Raw genomic sequence first — 15695 nt, 5'->3', positions numbered from 1 at the left:
GAGGCGTGGCCGGCGGCAGGCGCGCCCGGCGCGGCCCGCCCTGCCCCCGCCTGAGCCCCGCCCGGGCGTCCGGCGCCTCCCGGCCCCGCGCGCACTGCCCGCACGCCGGACGGGAGGCGCGCCGCCCATGTCGCGCTTGCTCCGCCGCGCGGGCCCTGCCACCTTGCGCGCGCCCCCTGCCGGCCCGCGCCGGCGACGAAGACTGCGCGCCATGCCCTCCTCCGACCTGCTGATGCCCGCCGACCTTCTGATGATCGCCGCCGTCTATTCGGCGACCGTGCTCTCGCCCGGCCCCTCGGTGATGGCGATCACCTCGACGGCCATGGCCTCGGGCCGCCGTCCGGCGCTGGCGCTGGCGGCGGGGGTGTGGTGCGGCTCGGTCGCCTGGTGCTCGGCGGCGGCGCTGGGGATGTCGGCGGTGATGCTGGCCAACGCCTGGATGCTGGAGGCGGTGCGCCTGGGCGGCGCGGCCTACCTGCTGTGGCTGGGCTGGAAGTCGGCGCGCAACGCCCTGCGGCGCACGCCCCCCGCGCCGCGCCCGGTCGCCGCGCGCGACCTGCGGCGCGCCTTCGGCAAGGGGGTGCTGATGCACCTGACCAATCCCAAGGCGATCCTGTTCTTCGGCGCGCTGTTCGCGCTGGCGGTCGATCCCGGCGCGCCGCCGCTGGCGCTGGCCGAGGTGGTGGCGACCACCGGGACCTGCGGGGCGATCCTGTTCTCGGGCTTCGCGGTGGTGTTCTCGACCCGCCGGGCGATGGCCGTCTACCAGCGCCTGCGCCGCTGGCTGGAGGGGACCTTCGCGGCCCTCTTCGCCGCCGCCGGCGTGGCGCTGCTGAGCGGGAGCCTCGCGAAGTGACGCCGTCCCGCTCTCTCCTGCCCTCCTCTCTCATAACGGAGGTTTCGCGATGATCGTCGGCCTCGGCTCCGACCTCGCCGACGTGCGGCGGATCCAGAAGACGCTCGACCGCTTCGGCGACCGCTTCGTGCAGCGGGTGTTCACCGAGATCGAGCAGGCCCGCTCCGAGCGGAGGAAGGAGCGCGCGGCCTCCTACGCCAAGCGCTGGGCGGCGAAGGAGGCGTGCTCGAAGGCGCTGGGCACGGGCCTGCGCATGGGCGTGGCCTGGCGGGAGATGGGGGTGGCGAACCTGCCCACCGGCCAGCCCACGATGGTGCTGCAGGGCGGCGCGAAAGAGCGGTTCCTGTCGCTGATCCCGCCGGGCTGGGAGGGGCGGATCCACGTGACGATGACCGACGACCTGCCCTACGCCCAGGCCTTCGTGGTGATCGAGGCGCTGCCCGCCGACCACCCGCCCCTGCACTACCCCGCCCGCGGCTGAGCCCGCCCCCTCCCCGATCCAGGCGCGCCCTGCGCCCCGCCCGCAGGCCCGCGCGAAGCGCCTGTTCTTCGGAGCCGTCCGTCGCTGATGCCGATCAGAGCGAGTCGCCGGGAGGGGTCAAGGACAAGCCCGCGCAAGCGCGGGTCGCTTCGCGATCCTGGACCCCTCCCGGCGACTCGCTCTGATCGGCATCAGCGACGGACGGATCCGAAGGACAGGCGCGGCCCTGTTCTTTGGTGAGCTCCCGAAGCGACCTTCCGGGCGCGCCCAAGCGCGCCCCCGCGCAGCGGCCAGCCGACGAGCCCCGCCTCGGAGGCCCGCCCGCGCCCGAGGCGCGCGGTCCGCGCCCCTTGCCCCCCGTGTCCAGACGCGGCATAGCGCCCCCCAGAGACCCCTGCCCCATTGACCCGCGCCCCACGCCGCCTAGGTGCGCCGGGCGGTCCATCGCAGGGGCCCGCGCAATACGGAGGGGGCGATGCTCGACGCCACGCAGATGACCCAGCCCGGAGCCGGCCGGCTCGCCCACGCGCCCGCCGACCATCCTCCCGTGCCGCGGGCGAAGATCGGCGTGATGCTGGTGAACCTCGGCACCCCGCCGGCCACCGACTACTGGTCGATGCGCAAGTACCTGTCGGAGTTCCTCTCCGACCGCCGGGTGATCGATTACTCGCCGCTGTTCTGGCAGCCGCTCCTGCAGCTGGTGATCCTGTCCAAGCGCCCGTTCTCGTCCGGCAAGGCCTACCAGAGCATCTGGAACGAGGCGCGCGACGAGAGCCCGCTTCTGACCATCACCCGCGAGCAGACCGAGAAGCTGCGCGCCCGGCTCGAGGCCGATCTCGGCGAGGGCGTGGTGGTCGACTTCTGCATGCGCTACGGCGAGCCCTCGACCGTCAGCCGCGTGAAGGCGATGCAGGCGGCGGGGGCTGAGCGGATCCTGTTCTTCCCGCTCTATCCCCAGTACGCCGGCGCCACCACCGCGACCGCCAACGACGCGTTCTTCCGCGCGCTGATGGAGATCAACTGGCAGCCCGCCGCGCGCACCGTGCCGCCTTACTACGCCCACCCGCTCTACATCGACGCGCTGGCGAAGTCGGTCGAGGCGGCCTACGCGGGCATGGACCGCCGGCCGGACGCGCTGGTGACCTCCTACCACGGCCTGCCCAAGCGCTACCTGGTCGAGAAGGGCGATCCCTACCACTGCCAGTGCGCCGCCACCACGCGCCGCCTGCGCGAGCGTCTGGGCTTCCCAAACGAGGAGGTGATCCTCACCTTCCAGTCGCGCTTCGGCTCGGAGGAGTGGCTGCAGCCCTACACGGTCGAGGAGGTCGCCCGCCTCGCCCAGGCCGGCAAGAAGCACATCGCGATCATGGCGCCGGCCTTCTCGTCGGACTGCGTCGAGACGCTCGAGGAGATCTCGGAGGAGATCAAGGAGAGCTTCCTGCACGCGGGCGGGGAGCGGTTCGACTACATCCCCTGCCTCAACGCCTCCGAGGACCACATGGTGATGATCGAGGCGATCGTGCGCAACGAGCTGCAGGGCTGGATCTGAGCCCCGCGCGCCCTCCCGCCCGGCGGGAGGGCGTTGCGCCGCGCCCCGCGCGCCCTATCTGCTGTTCCGAGAGGGCATGGATACGGGAGCGCAACATGGAACTCTTCGCCATACCCTGGATCGTGGCCTTCGGGCTGGTGGTCTGGTGGGCCTCGGTCTGGGGCCGCAGCGTGTTCTGGGCCGTCGTCGGGGCGTTGTTCCTGACGCCGCTGGTCTGGGGAATCGTGCTGCTGATCCTGGGCCCGGACCGCGAGGAGATGGGCTGAGCTCCGCGCGGCGGGGGCGCATCGCGCCTCCGCCGGGCGCGGCCGGCGTATCGCCCCGGCCAAGTTTCGGCGCGGAATTCAAGGCGCCCGACGCAACGTCGTCTTCGAAATCGTCATTCGTTTCTTGATTTCGACCGGGTCCCGCGGGACCTTTTTCAAGCGAGCGGCCGCGCCGCGGCCCGTCGCCGTCCACCTGCGCCGCGCCCCGGCCCCGCCGCCGCGCCTCGCGACGCCCCCCTCGAACGGCGACCGGACCCTCCGCGCGCCTGCTCGGCCGCCGGCGCGGTCCGACCGTCCCGCGCCCGCGCGCCCGCGCCGGGACCGCAGACGGACGGAGGACGCCGATGAAACTTCTGCCGAACCTGTTCCGCAAGGCCATCGTCAAGGGCCGGGTGGAGCTGCGCCTGCCCGACGACGAGACCGTGACCATCGAGGGCGCCGAGCCCGGGCCCTGGGTGGCGATCCGCATCACCGACCCGACGCTGGACTGGAAGATCCCGCTCAACCCCGAGCTGGTCGGGGCCGAGGCCTTCATGGACGGCACCCTGGTGGTCGAGGACGGGCCGGAGGGCGGCACCGCCTACGACCTGCTGAGCCTGCTGTTCGAGAACCAGAGCGCCTTCTCCCTCTCCGGGCCGCAGGCGCTGGTCTACTGGCTGGACAAGGTGTTCCGCCGGGTGGCGCAGCACAATCCGACCTGGCGCTCGAAGAAGAACGCCTCCCATCACTACGATCTCGGCAACGCCTTCTACCGCCTGTGGCTGGACCCGGACCTGCAGTATTCCTGCGCCTACTACCATGACGGGACCGAGAGCCTGCGCGACGCGCAGATCCTCAAGAAACGCCACATCGCGGCGAAGCTGAACCTCAAGCCCGGCCAGCGGGTGCTGGACATCGGCTGCGGCTGGGGGGGCATGGCGCTCTATCTCGCCGCCACGGCCGACGTGGAGGTGACGGGGATCACCCTGGCCGAGGAGCAGCTGGAGATCGCGCGCGCCCGGGCGAAGGCCGCGGGGCTGGAGCATCGCGCTAAGTTCGAGCTTATGGACTACCGCAACGTGACCGAGCGCTACGACCGCATCGTCTCGGTGGGGATGCTGGAGCATGTGGGGGTCGGCCACCTGGAGACCTATTTCCACAAGGTCCGCGACTGCCTGAAGGACGACGGGGTGGCGCTGATCCACACGATCTCCTCGATGAGCCCGCCGGCGGCGACGGGGCCGTTCCTGCGCAAGTACATCTTCCCCGGCGGCTACACGCCCACGCTGTCGGAATGCGCCGCGGCGACGGAGAAGGCGGAGCTGTGGGTGCTGGACTGCGAGGTCTGGCGGATCCACTACGCGCGCACGCTGCGGGCCTGGCAGCAGGCCTTCCAGGCGGTGCGCGGCCGGGTGGAGGAGATGTACGACCCCCGCTTCGCGCGGATGTGGGAGTTCTACCTGGCGGCCTGCGAGTGCAGCTTCGCCTACGGCAGCTCGAACGTCCTGCAGCTCCAGCTCGGGCGGGAGCGGGACGCGACGCCGCTGCACCGCGACTGGATCCCCTCGGCCGCCGCGGCGCTGGCGCAGAACGAGCCGGACGCGGTGGCGCGGATCGAGGCGGCGACGCGCGAGGTGTTCGGGGAGACGCCCGAGGCGCCGGGCGCGGAGCCGGGCCACGTCTACTCCGGGCCCCGCGAGGCGCGGGGGTGAGGCTGCGTGGCGGCCGGGCTTGACCCGGGGCCTCGTGCGGTCGGCAGAGCCGGGGGCGCAGGCGGGACCGAACGCCTCGCGCCCGAGAAAAGCGGACCCGGATCGGGACCGCGTCGCCGTCCGGGCGAGGGCCTGCGGCCCCCGCCCGGCAGCGGGGATCAGTCCTCGAGGCGGGTGACGATGACCGTCACCACGGGGCGCTTGCCCCAGCGGCGGGCGCAGACGGCGCGCACGGCGCGGGCGGCCACCTCCTCGACGTCCTTGTCGGAGCGGCGGCGCTTGGGCAGGCCCTCGACCGCCTCGTCCACGGCCTCGTAGACCAGCGCCTCGAGCGGGGCGGGCCAGCGCTCGTTCTCCTGCGGGCCGCCGAGGATGCGGATCTCGGGGTCGGCCAGGAGCTCGCCCTTCTCGTCCACGACCAGTGCCGCGACCACGTGGCCCTGGCGGGCCATCTTCAGGCGCGAGCGCACCACCCCGTCCATCGCCCCGACCAGCGTGTCGCCGTCGAGGTAGAGGCGGCCCACCGGCACCTGGTCCACGATCTCCGGCCGGTCGCCGGCGATGGCGACGACGGTTCCGTTGGGCGCGGGGATCGCCGGCACCTGGAGGGAGGCCGCGAAGGCCGAATGCTCGACCAGGTGGCGATGCTCGCCGTGCATGGGCACCGCGATCTTCGGCTTAAGCGCCTCGTAGAGGACGCGCAGGTCCTCCTTGCGGGCGTGGCCGGAGACGTGGATGCGGCCCGTGAGCTCGGGCGAGTTCTCGTCCACCACGCGCACGCCGCGCTCGGAGAGCTGGTTCCACAGCTTCACCACGCCCGGCTCGTTGCCCGGAATGGTCTTGGAGGAGAAGATCACCATGTCCCCCTCCCCCAGCCGGACGGTGGGGTGGGAGCCGGACGCGATGCGCGCCAGCGCCGCGCGCCCCTCGCCCTGGGAGCCGGTGACCAGGTAGAGCACATGCTCCGCCGGGACCTCCTTGGCCTCGTGGTCGGAGATGGTGCGGGGGAAGTCGCGCAGCTCCCCGGTCTCGACCGCGGCGGCGACCATGCGCTCCATCGCGCGGCCCACCAGAACGATGGCGCGGCCGCACTCGGACGCCGCCATGGCGATCGAGCGCAGGCGCGCCACGTTCGAGGCGAAGGTCGTGGCGGCCACGGCCCCCTTGGCGGAGCGGATCACCTCGGCCAGCGGCTTGACCACCTCCGACTCCGAGCCGCCGTGGCCGGGCAGGAAGACGTTGGTCGAGTCGCAGACCATGGCCTGCACACCCTGGGCGCCGATGGCGCGGAACGCCTCGAGGTCGAAGGGCGCGCCCACCTGGGGATCGTCGTCGACCTTGAAGTCGCCGGTGTGCACGATCCGGCCCGAGGGCGTGTCGATCACCAGGCTCGCGGCCTCGGGGATCGAGTGGGTGACGGGCTGGAAGCGGACCTTGAAGGGCCCGGCCTCGATCGTCTCGCCCGGCTGCACGATGTTGAGGCAGCGCGGGTCGACGCCGGCCTCCTCCAGCTTGCGGCGGATGTGCAGGCCGGTGAAGGGGCGGGCGTGGATCGGGGCCTTGAGCTGGGGCCACAGGCGGCCGAGGCCGCCGATGTGGTCTTCGTGGGCGTGGGTGGCGAAGATCGCCACCAGCTTGTCGGCCTGGTCGGCGATGAAGGAGGGGTCGGCCATCACCAGCTCGATGCCGGGAGAGGTCTCCATGTCGCCGAAGCCGACGCCGCAGTCGACCATGATCCAGCGGCGCGCCGCGCCCTGGCCATGGCCGTAGAGATACATGTTCATCCCGATCTCGCCGGCGCCGCCAAGCGCCACGAAGACCAGGTCGGATGCGTCAGACATCAAGTCTTGCCTTGTTTGTTCAATTCATAGATGGCGGCCAGGCCCCTGAGCGTCAGGTCGCCGTCGACCGCGTCGATCACGTCGGTTCCGCGCGCGAACAGCGGCGAGAGACCCCCGGTCGCGATCACCTTCATCTTGCGGCCCCGCTCGTCCATGATCCGACGGCAGAGCCCTTCGATGAGGGACACGTAGCCCCAGTAGATGCCTGATTGCATGCACGCAACCGTATTCAGCCCGATCACCTGTTCGGGCTTGGTCACGTCGATCTCAGGCAGGGCGGTCGCGGCGTTCTCCAGCGCCTTGAGCGCGAGGTTCACGCCGGGCGCGATGATGCCCCCTTCATAGGCTCCGTCGGCCCCCACCACGTCGATGGTGGTGGCGGTTCCGAAGTCGATCACCACCACCTCGCCCCCGTAGGTGCGGAAGGCCGAGAGCGTGTTGACCAGCCGGTCCGCGCCCACCCGCGCGCCGGGATCGACGCGGATGTCGATGCCGACCTTGGTCTCTGGCTTGCCGACCACGATGGGGCGCACGCCGAAGTAGCGGTCGGCGAGGACGCGCAGGTTGAACATCGTGCCCGCCGCGGTCGAGGAGATCACCACCGCGTCGATCTGCTTGGACGAGATGCCGTGATGCTCCATCAGCTGGCGGAGCCAGACGAAATACTCGTCCGCCGTGCGCTTCACGTCGGTGGCGCAGCGCCAGTCGGCCAGGAAGGCCGTGCCGTCATGGATGGCGAACACGCTGTTGGTGTTGCCCACGTCGATCGCCAGAAGCATGGCCGGTCTCCTCCCGCTCCGCTTCGTCCCGCGCGGCGGCCCGGCGGGGGGGTGTTTCCTCAGGGAAAGAACACGTCCGCGGCCGCGATTCTGCGCGCGCCCTGCGGGGTGTCCAGAACGAGCCGGCCGTCCTCGTCGAGATCGGCGAAGACGCCCTCGATCGTCTCTTTCGGCAGGCGCGCGACGATCGGCTGGCCCAGGCGCGCGGCGCGCGCGAGGAAGGCGTCGCGCAGGGGCGCGAAGCCCTCGGCGCGGTAGCGCTCGAGCCAATGGGCGAAGGCGGCGGCGAGCGCGTCGAGCGCCTGTTCGGGCGTGGGGACGGCGACGCCGAGGTCGGCGAAGGAGATCGGCGGGAAGGCCGCGGCCGGATCGCCGGGGGGGCGGGAGGCGAGGTTGACGCCGATCCCGATCGAGACCCAGGCGGGCTCGGCCCCCTGCCCTTCGGACTCGAGCAGGATGCCGGCGATCTTGCCCCCCTCGACCAGCACGTCGTTGGGCCATTTCAGCGCCACCTGGGCGGCGGGCGCGAAGCGGCCTGCGAGGTCGGCGACGGCGAGGGCGGAGACGAAGGTGAGCTGGGCGGATTCGCGCGCGGTCATCCGCGGGCGGATCAGCAGGGTGGCGGCCATGTTGCCGCCGGGATCCTTCCAGGCGTTGCCCCGGCGGCCGCGGCCGCCGGTCTGCAGCTTCGCCATGATCCAGACCGGCCCCGGTTCGCCCGCGCGGGCTTTCGCCCGCGCGTCGTCCATGGTGGAGCCGGTCTGCTCGAGGACCTCGCGTCCGTAGCCCGCGGGCCAGACGTCCATCAGGTCAGTGGATCAGCGAGGCGGCGGCCGCGGCGGCGGCCTCCGGCACGCCGAACATGTTGACCAGCGGCATGCCGCCCACCGCGATGACCACCGCCGAGACCGCCAGCGCCACGCCATGCGTCAGCGGCATCGGGCCGGTCAGGCCCTGGCCGACCTCGTCGAAGAACATGATCTTGACGATGCGCAGGTAGTAGAAGGCGCCGATGACCGAGGCGACCGCGCCCGCGGCCGCGAGCGGGATCATCCCCGCCTCGACCGCCGCCGAGAACGCGTAGTACTTGCCCCAGAAGCCCACCAGCGGCGGGATGCCGGCCAGCGAGAAGAACAGCACCAGCATGGCGATGGCCGCGGCCGGACGGGTCTTGGACAGGCCCGCGAGGTCGGAGATCTGGGTGACCGGCTTGCCGTCCCGCTCCATCGTCAGGATGAAGGCGAAGACGCCGACGTTCATGGTCACGTAGATCGCCACGTAGATCAGCAGCGAGGCCGCGCCCGCGGGCGTGCCGGCGGCGAGGCCGACCAGCGCGAAGCCCATGTGCGCGATGGAGGAATAGGCCATCAGGCGCTTGATGTTGCTCTGCCCGATCGCGGCGATGGAGCCCAGGAACATCGAGGCGACGGCGAGGAACGACAGGATCTGGCCCCAGTCGTGCGCCGCCCCCCCGAACCCGTCGTAGAGGACGCGGGCGAACAGCGCCGCCGCGGCCGCCTTGGGGGCGGTGGCGAAGAAGGCGGTGACCGGGGTCGGCGCGCCCTCGTAGACGTCGGGGGTCCACATGTGGAAGGGCGCGGCCGAGATCTTGAAGGCCAGGCCCGCGCACAGGAACGCCAGGCCGAACAGCAGGCCCATCGAGGTCTCGTGCTCGGCCACCTCGGCGATGGCGGCGAAGTTGGTGGCGCCGGTGTAGCCGTAGACGAGCGAGGCGCCGTAGAGCAGCATGCCCGAGGACAGGGCGCCGAGGACGAAGTACTTCAGGCCGGCCTCGGTCGAGCGCAGGCTGTCGCGGCGGATCGCGGCGATCACGTAGAGCGCGAGCGACTGAAGCTCGAGCCCCATGTAGAGCACCATCAGGTCGCCGGCCGAGACCATCACCATCATGCCCAGCACCGACAGCGCGACGAGCACCGGATACTCGAACCGCATGATCTTGTGCTTGCGCATGTAGCCGTCGGACAGCAGCAGGATGATCGCCGCGCCGAACAGGATGATGACCTTCGCGAAGCGCGCGTAGGGATCGTCGATGAAGCTGCCGGCGAAGGCGGTGTGCGTGCCGCCGGTCAGCCCGTCGACCGCGCCCAGGATCGCCAGGAACAGGGCGGTCAGCCAGGTGATCGGCCCGGCCCACTTGTCGCCCTGCCCGTAGGCGCCGGCCATCAGCGCCGCCATCGCGAAGATCGCGAGCAGCAGTTCGGGCAGGATGACGGAGATGTCTTGGCTCAGCATGTCAGTGCGTCCCCTGCGGGGCGTGGCCGCCCGCGTCGTTGCCGCCGCCATGACCGGCGCCGTGGCCCCCGGCCTCGGCCCCCTCGGCGGCCTCGATCAGGGTCGGCGCCGCGTCCGCGGTGGTGATGATGCCATGGTCCCGCGCCTGGGCGACCGCCTGGTCCACGCCGCCCACCAGATGCTCGACCGAGGGGCCGAAGACGTCGGTGATCAGCGAGGGATAGACGCCCAGCAGCAGGGTGCCCGCGACCAGCGGCGCGAACAGCGCCTTCTCCAGCCGGGTCATGTCGGCGATCTGCTTCAGGCTCTCCTTGATCAGGTCGCCGAAGACGACCCGGCGGTAGAGCCACAGCGCATAGGCCGCCGAGAAGATCACGCCGGTCGCCGCCCCGAGCGCCGCCCAGGTCGAGACCTGGTAGGTGCCGGCCATGGTCAGGAACTCCCCGATGAAGCCCGAGGTGCCCGGCAGGCCGACGTTGCCCATGGTGAACAGCATGAAGACCACGGCGAAGGCCGGCATGCGCACCGCGAGGCCGCCGTAGGCCGCGATCTCACGGGTGTGCATGCGGTCGTAGATCACGCCGACGGTGAGGAAGAGCGCGCCGGAGATGAAGCCGTGCGACAGCATCTGGAAGATCGCGCCGTCGACGCCCTGCTGGTTCGCCGCGAAGATGCCCATGGTCACGAAGCCCATGTGGGCGACGGAGGAATAGGCGATCAGCTTCTTCATGTCCTCCTGCATCATCGCGACCAGCGAGGTGTAGATGATCGCCACGACCGAGAGGAAGAAGACGAAGTCCGTCATCAGCTCGGACGCCACGGGGAACATCGGCAGCGAGAAGCGCAGGAAGCCGTAGCCGCCCATCTTCAGCAGGATCGCCGCCAGCACCACCGAGCCGGCCGTGGGGGCCTGCACGTGGGCGTCGGGCAGCCAGGTGTGGACCGGCCACATCGGCATCTTCACCGCGAAGGAGGCGAAGAAGGCGACCCAGAGCATCGTCTGCATGCCGCCCAGGATCTGCCAGCCCATCAGGGTGAAGGGCTCGGCCGAGAACTGGTGGGCGAGCAGCGCCGGGATGTCGGAGGTGCCGGCGTCCCAGTACATGGCGATCATCGCCACCAGCATCAGGATCGAGCCGAGCAGCGTGTAGAGGAAGAACTTGAACGAGGCGTAGATGCGGTCCTTGCCCCCCCAGATGCCGATGATCAGGTACATCGGGATCAGGCCGGCCTCGAAGAACATGTAGAACAGGAACATGTCGAGGGCGCAGAAGACGCCGAGCATCAGCGTCTCGAGGATGAGGAAGCAGGCCATGTACTCCTTCACCCGGGTCGTGACGTGCCAGGAGGCGCCGATCACGATGGGCATCAGGAAGGTGGTCAGCATCACGAACAGGATCGAGATCCCGTCGACGCCCATCTTGTAGGAGAGGCCCATCAGCCACTCCCCCTGCTCCACGAACTGGAAGTCGGGGTTGGAGCTGTCGAAGCCGCCCAGGATGACGAGGCTCAGCAGGAAGGTCGCCGTGGTGGTGATGAGCGCCACCACCTTGGCGTTGAGCTGGGCCGCGGCGTCTTCGCCGCGCAGAACAAGGATGAGGACCAGCGCCCCGATCAGGGGCAGGAAGGTCACCAGCGTGAGGATGTTGTCCATCTCAGTGCGTCCCCCCGCCGACGCTCAGCCAGGTGATCAGGATCGAGACGCCGATCAGCATCACGAACGCGTAGTGGAAGACGTAGCCGGACTGCCCCCGGCCCGCGAGCCGGGTGAAGAAGGGCACCACGCCCATCGCCAGACCGTTGATGATGCCGTCGACGACGAAGCCGTCGCCCTTCTTCCACAGGGTCTTGCCGATCCACTTGGCGGGCCGGACGAAGACGAAGTCGTAGAGCTCGTCGAAGTACCACTTGTTGAGCAGGAACCGGTAGAGGCCGTCATGGCGCTCGGCCAGCTCGCGCGGCAGCGACGGGACCTTGATGTAGAAGATCCAGGCCGTGACCAGGCCGCCCAGCATCGCGACGAAGGGCGAAAGCTTCACCCAGGCCGGGACGCCGTGGCTGTCATGCATGACGTGGTTGCCCTCGCCCATGAAGATGGCGGTGTTGAACCAGGCCTCGGCGCTCTCGCCCCCGATGAAGGGATAGTAGAACACCATGCCCGCGAGCACCGCGCCCGCCGACAGCAGGTAGAGCGGCCACATCATCACCGAGGGGCTCTCGTGCGCGTGGTCGTAGTGCTTCTTGTCCCGGGTCTCGCCGAAGAAGGTCATGAAGACCAGCCGCCAAGAGTAGAAGGAGGTGAAGGCGGCGGCGATCACCAGCATGGTGAAGGCGAAGCCCGCGGCGACGTTGTGCGAGGCGTAGGCGCCCTCGATGATCGCGTCCTTCGACACGAACCCGGCGAAGCCCAGCGGCAGGTGCAGCAGGTCGTAGCTGAACGGGATGCCCACGCCGGTGATGGCGAGCGTGCCCAGCGTCATGCACAGGAAGGTGACGGGGATCTTGTGGCGAAGCCCGCCGTACTTCCGCATGTCCTGCTCATGGTGCATCGCGTGGATGACCGAGCCGGCGCCGAGGAACAGCAGCGCCTTGAAGAAGGCGTGCGTGAACAGGTGGAACATCGCCGCCTGGTAGTAGCCCACGCCCGCGGCCACGAACATGTAGCCCAGCTGCGAACAGGTCGAGTAGGCGATGACGCGCTTGATGTCGTTCTGCACCAGGCCGACGGTCGCGGCGAAGAAGGCGGTCATGCCGCCGATCACCACGATGAAGACCTGGGTGTTGGGCGCGAACTCCATCACCGGCGACATGCGGCAGACGAGGAAGACGCCCGCGGTCACCATGGTGGCGGCGTGGATCAGGGCCGAGACCGGGGTCGGACCCTCCATCGCGTCGGGCAGCCAGGTGTGCAGCAGGAGCTGCGCCGACTTGCCCATCGCGCCGATGAAGAGAAGGAAGCAGGCGAGCTCGGCCGCGTTCCACGAGGTCCACAGGAAGTGGAGCTCGGTGCGCGCAAGCTCGGGCGCGGCGGCGAAGATCGTGTCGAGGTCGATGGAGTCGACCACGAAGAACAGCGTGAAGATGCCCAGCAGGAAGCCGAAGTCGCCCACGCGGTTGACGATGAAGGCCTTCATCGCCGCGGCGTTGGCCGAGGGCTTCTTCCACCAGAAGCCGATCAGCAGGTAGGAGGCGACGCCCACCCCTTCCCAGCCGAAGAACAGCTGCAGCAGCGTGTCGCCGGTGACCAGCGCCAGCATCGCGAAGGAGAAGAACGACAGGTACGCGAAGAAGCGCGGCTTGCTGTCGTCCTCCTCCATGTAGCCCATGGAGTAGAGGTGCACGAGCGCCGAGACCGAGCACACCACCACCAGCATGACCGAGGTCAGCCGGTCGAGGCGGATGCCCCAGTCGACGGTCAGCGAACCGCTGTCGAGCCAGCGGAACAGCACCAGCTTCTCGGTCTCCTCCGGCAGGGCGAAGAAGACGATCCAGGCGAAGACGGCGGCGAGCATCATGATGCCGGTGGTCAGCATCATGGCGCCCTTGTCGCCGAGCATGTTCTTGCCGAAGCCGGCGAGGATCGCCCCCGCCAGCGGCCCCAGCAGGATGAAGAGCGTCAGGCTCTCGAGCATCCCTTATCCCTTCATCATGTTGACGTCCTCGACCGCGATGCTTCCGCGGTTGCGGAAGAAGCAGACGAGGATGGCGAGACCGATCGCGGCCTCGGCGGCGGCGACGGTCAGCACGAACAGGGTGAACACCTGCCCCGCGAGGTCGCCCAGATGCGCCGAGAAGGCCACGAAGTTGATGTTGACCGCGAGCAGCATCAGCTCGATCGACATCAGGATGACGATGATGTTCTTCCGGTTGAGGAAGATCCCGAAGATGCCCGTGACGAACAGGATCGCCGCCACGGTCAGGTAGTGCTCGATGCCGATGCCCGCGCTTTCCATCGCGTTCCCTTTCAGCTTGCCGTCCCGCGGCGTGTCGTTCAGAGGCCCTGACCGGGCTTCACGTCCTTGAGCTCGATGGCCTCGTGCCGCTCGCGGTAGATCTGCTTGACCACGTCCTGGCGCTTGATGCCGGCCTTGTGGCGCAGGGTCAGCACGATCGCGCCGATCATCGCCACCAGCAGCACCATGCCCGCGAGCTGGAACAGCAGGACGTAGTCCGTGTAGATCAGCCGCCCGAGCGCGCGGGTGTTCTCCACCTCGGCCGGGATCGGGGCGACGGCGGCGCGAAGCTCGGGCGCGGCGTCGGCGAAGACCCACTGGCCCGCGACCAGGCCCAGCTGGATCAGCAGCACCAGCCCGATCAGCAGCCCGACGGGGAGATAGTCGGTCATGCCCGCGCGCAGCTCGGCGAAGTCGACGTCGAGCATCATCACCACGAACAGGAACAGCACCGCGACCGCGCCCACGTAGACGATGGCCAGCAGCATCGCCACGAACTCCGCCCCCACGAGCACGAACAGGCCCGAGCAGGAGAAGAAGGCCAGGATCAGCCACAGGACCGAGTGGACCGGGTTGCGGGCCAGGACGGTCATCAGGCCCGCGGCGATGGCCGTGCAGGCGAAGAGATAGAAGGCGAGCGTCGCCACGGTCATGCTGGAGCGTCCTTCTCGACAGCAGGCGCGAGGCGCCCGAACGTCATGATCTGGAGTTGGGAGGCGGCAAGCGTCCCGCGCGCAGAGGCGTAGAGCTCGGCGTCCTCCGCGTAGTAATCTGCGATAAACGACGCGATCTCAGCGTCTTCCAGAAGCCGGTCCCTTGCGGCGTCGCCCGCCGCGGGCCCCAACCCGAGGCTGCGGCTCCACATCACCGCGCGGGTTCGCAGCTGCGGACGGCGAGGGCGCTTCTTGTCCTCGCCCGCGCCCCACGTACGGTTCGCGTGCCTGACCTCGAGGTGGCCGATAGGCAGGCCGAACTGCGCCTCGAGCAGCGCAGGAATGTCGTCGACACGCTCCATAGGAACGAGCAAGTCCACGACCCGCTGGCCGTTGAGAGCGACGTAGTCGACTTGGCGCTGGAAATGCACGGTCGACACGTCGCGCCAGGGGTCAGCGCCAGCGCGGAAGCGGCGGATCAGCTTCCGGGCTGTGCGGCGCACAAGTTCATAGGACAGGTGCGGAAGGTCCTTCGTGGTGCGATGGCGCAGATGCTCCGCTAGCGAGGATACGAAGCGTGCTTTCGGCTCGCGCACAACGGCGAAGCTGCGGTAAGTATGGACCTTCGCGTAGGCGAACGGGAAGAACTCGACCAACTGCGCCATGGGCACGTGCATCAGATCGATGCGTCCGCCCCAGCGCGGGTGCTGGTGCCAAAACTCGAACACGTTGGACTGGTCGTGGAACGGCGCGAGCATGTCGCGCAAGCTGGTTCCTGCGCACTTCGGGATATGGACGAAAGCCATCCGGTGGGCGTCGGAAATGATCATCACGCCTCCCCTTCCATGACGGCGTTCATCAGCAGGCGTTCCCGCGCGCCCGCCAGGCGGAGGCCCGCCACGGCGCGTCCGCGGCGGTCCGCGTGAAGTCGATCTCCAGGTCGCAGGCGTATTCCGCGACCCGTGTTCTGTAGTACGGGCCCGGCCAGCCCCAGCCCCCGTACATCCCCGGCCCGCCGTAGCGGGTGGAGCGGGTGCCCAGCCCGCCGGGCTGGTAGGGCGGCCAGGGGCCCCAGGGCTCGTCCCAGGCCACGACCCGTCGGTTCGACCAGCGCAGCGAGCGCACGTCGTCCGTGACGTCCGGCGTCTCGGCGCCCGTGGTCAGCTCGGCGTCCGGCACGCCCAGCTCCTGCACGATCTCGCGCTCGGTCAGGCCCATGCGCGGATCCATGCGGTCCTTCAGCGTGGGCGTCGGCTCGCCCGTCGTGCAGCCCGCGAGCGCAAGCGCGCCGAGGCAGGCGGTCGCGATACGGCGCATCATCGGCCATCTCCTTCCGTCCCCCCGGTTCCACGTCATGCGCCATGCCCCTGCGG

General features: G+C 69.8%; 14 protein-coding genes and 1 pseudogene. 5 read left to right on the top strand and 10 right to left on the bottom strand.

What is annotated here, in order from left to right:
* The first annotated feature begins 211 nt into the window (after nt 1-211).
* From P2H44_RS09075 to P2H44_RS09055, 5 genes are all read left to right on the top strand, one after another.
* A complete protein-coding gene (locus P2H44_RS09075; protein WP_275763189.1) occupies nt 212-856 on the top strand; it encodes a LysE family translocator in 645 nt (214 codons plus the stop codon).
* A 49-nt stretch (nt 857-905) separates the two neighbouring features.
* A complete protein-coding gene (gene acpS / locus P2H44_RS09070) occupies nt 906-1337 on the top strand; it encodes a holo-ACP synthase (RefSeq protein ID WP_275763188.1) in 432 nt (143 codons plus the stop codon).
* Nucleotides 1338-1812: 475 nt separating this feature from the next.
* A complete protein-coding gene (hemH, locus tag P2H44_RS09065) occupies nt 1813-2886 on the top strand; it encodes a ferrochelatase (protein WP_275763187.1) in 1074 nt (357 codons plus the stop codon).
* 95 nt (nt 2887-2981) lie between these two features.
* Nucleotides 2982-3152 (top strand): hypothetical protein, encoded by a 171-nt coding sequence (locus P2H44_RS09060; RefSeq protein ID WP_275763186.1) that lies wholly within the window; start codon nt 2982-2984, stop codon nt 3150-3152.
* 344 nt (nt 3153-3496) lie between these two features.
* On the top strand, nt 3497-4843 hold the full coding sequence (locus P2H44_RS09055) for an SAM-dependent methyltransferase (RefSeq protein ID WP_275763185.1): 1347 nt from the start codon (nt 3497-3499) through the stop codon (nt 4841-4843).
* 158 nt (nt 4844-5001) lie between these two features.
* On the opposite strand, the gene P2H44_RS09050 is transcribed toward P2H44_RS09055, so the two are convergent.
* The 10 genes and pseudogenes from P2H44_RS09050 to P2H44_RS09005 all read right to left on the bottom strand — a co-directional run bounded on the left by P2H44_RS09050 (nt 5002) and on the right by P2H44_RS09005 (nt 15642).
* A complete protein-coding gene (locus P2H44_RS09050) occupies nt 5002-6684 on the bottom strand; it encodes a ribonuclease J (protein WP_275763184.1) in 1683 nt (560 codons plus the stop codon).
* A complete protein-coding gene (locus P2H44_RS09045) occupies nt 6684-7463 on the bottom strand; it encodes a type III pantothenate kinase (protein ID WP_275763183.1) in 780 nt (259 codons plus the stop codon). Before P2H44_RS09045 ends, P2H44_RS09050 begins: the two co-directional genes overlap by 1 nt.
* A 59-nt stretch (nt 7464-7522) precedes the next feature.
* Nucleotides 7523-8269, bottom strand: a complete 747-nt coding sequence (locus tag P2H44_RS09040; protein WP_275763182.1) for a biotin--[acetyl-CoA-carboxylase] ligase — start codon at nt 8267-8269, stop codon at nt 7523-7525.
* Nucleotides 8270-8273: 4 nt separating this feature from the next.
* A complete protein-coding gene (gene nuoN, locus P2H44_RS09035) occupies nt 8274-9716 on the bottom strand; it encodes an NADH-quinone oxidoreductase subunit NuoN (RefSeq protein WP_275763181.1) in 1443 nt (480 codons plus the stop codon).
* Nucleotides 9717-9858: 142 nt separating this feature from the next.
* Nucleotides 9859-11370: pseudogene (locus P2H44_RS09030) on the bottom strand (NADH-quinone oxidoreductase subunit M); the annotation flags it as partial.
* A 1-nt stretch (nt 11371) separates the two neighbouring features.
* The gene (gene nuoL / locus P2H44_RS09025; protein ID WP_462976274.1) at nt 11372-13348 is read right to left on the bottom strand and encodes an NADH-quinone oxidoreductase subunit L; all 1977 of its coding nucleotides are present in this window, start codon (nt 13346-13348) and stop codon (nt 11372-11374) included.
* A gap of 3 nt (nt 13349-13351) precedes the next feature.
* A complete protein-coding gene (gene nuoK, locus P2H44_RS09020) occupies nt 13352-13669 on the bottom strand; it encodes an NADH-quinone oxidoreductase subunit NuoK (protein WP_092862370.1) in 318 nt (105 codons plus the stop codon).
* A gap of 38 nt (nt 13670-13707) precedes the next feature.
* Nucleotides 13708-14322, bottom strand: coding sequence for an NADH-quinone oxidoreductase subunit J (locus tag P2H44_RS09015; protein ID WP_275763179.1), 615 nt, complete (start codon nt 14320-14322; stop codon nt 13708-13710).
* Nucleotides 14319-15152, bottom strand: coding sequence for a sulfotransferase family 2 domain-containing protein (locus P2H44_RS09010; protein WP_275763178.1), 834 nt, complete (start codon nt 15150-15152; stop codon nt 14319-14321). The genes P2H44_RS09015 and P2H44_RS09010 overlap by 4 nt, the downstream gene beginning before the upstream one ends.
* Before the next feature lie 28 nt (nt 15153-15180).
* Nucleotides 15181-15642: a hypothetical protein gene (locus P2H44_RS09005; protein ID WP_275763177.1), complete on the bottom strand. Its 462-nt coding sequence runs from the start codon at nt 15640-15642 to the stop codon at nt 15181-15183.
* Nucleotides 15643-15695: the final 53 nt, after the last annotated feature.

This window comes from Albimonas marina (assembly GCF_029223255.1).
Classification (GTDB): domain Bacteria; phylum Pseudomonadota; class Alphaproteobacteria; order Rhodobacterales; family Rhodobacteraceae; genus Albimonas.
Note: the sequence above shows the minus strand (reverse complement) of the source record. Positions and strands in the feature narration are given on the sequence as shown.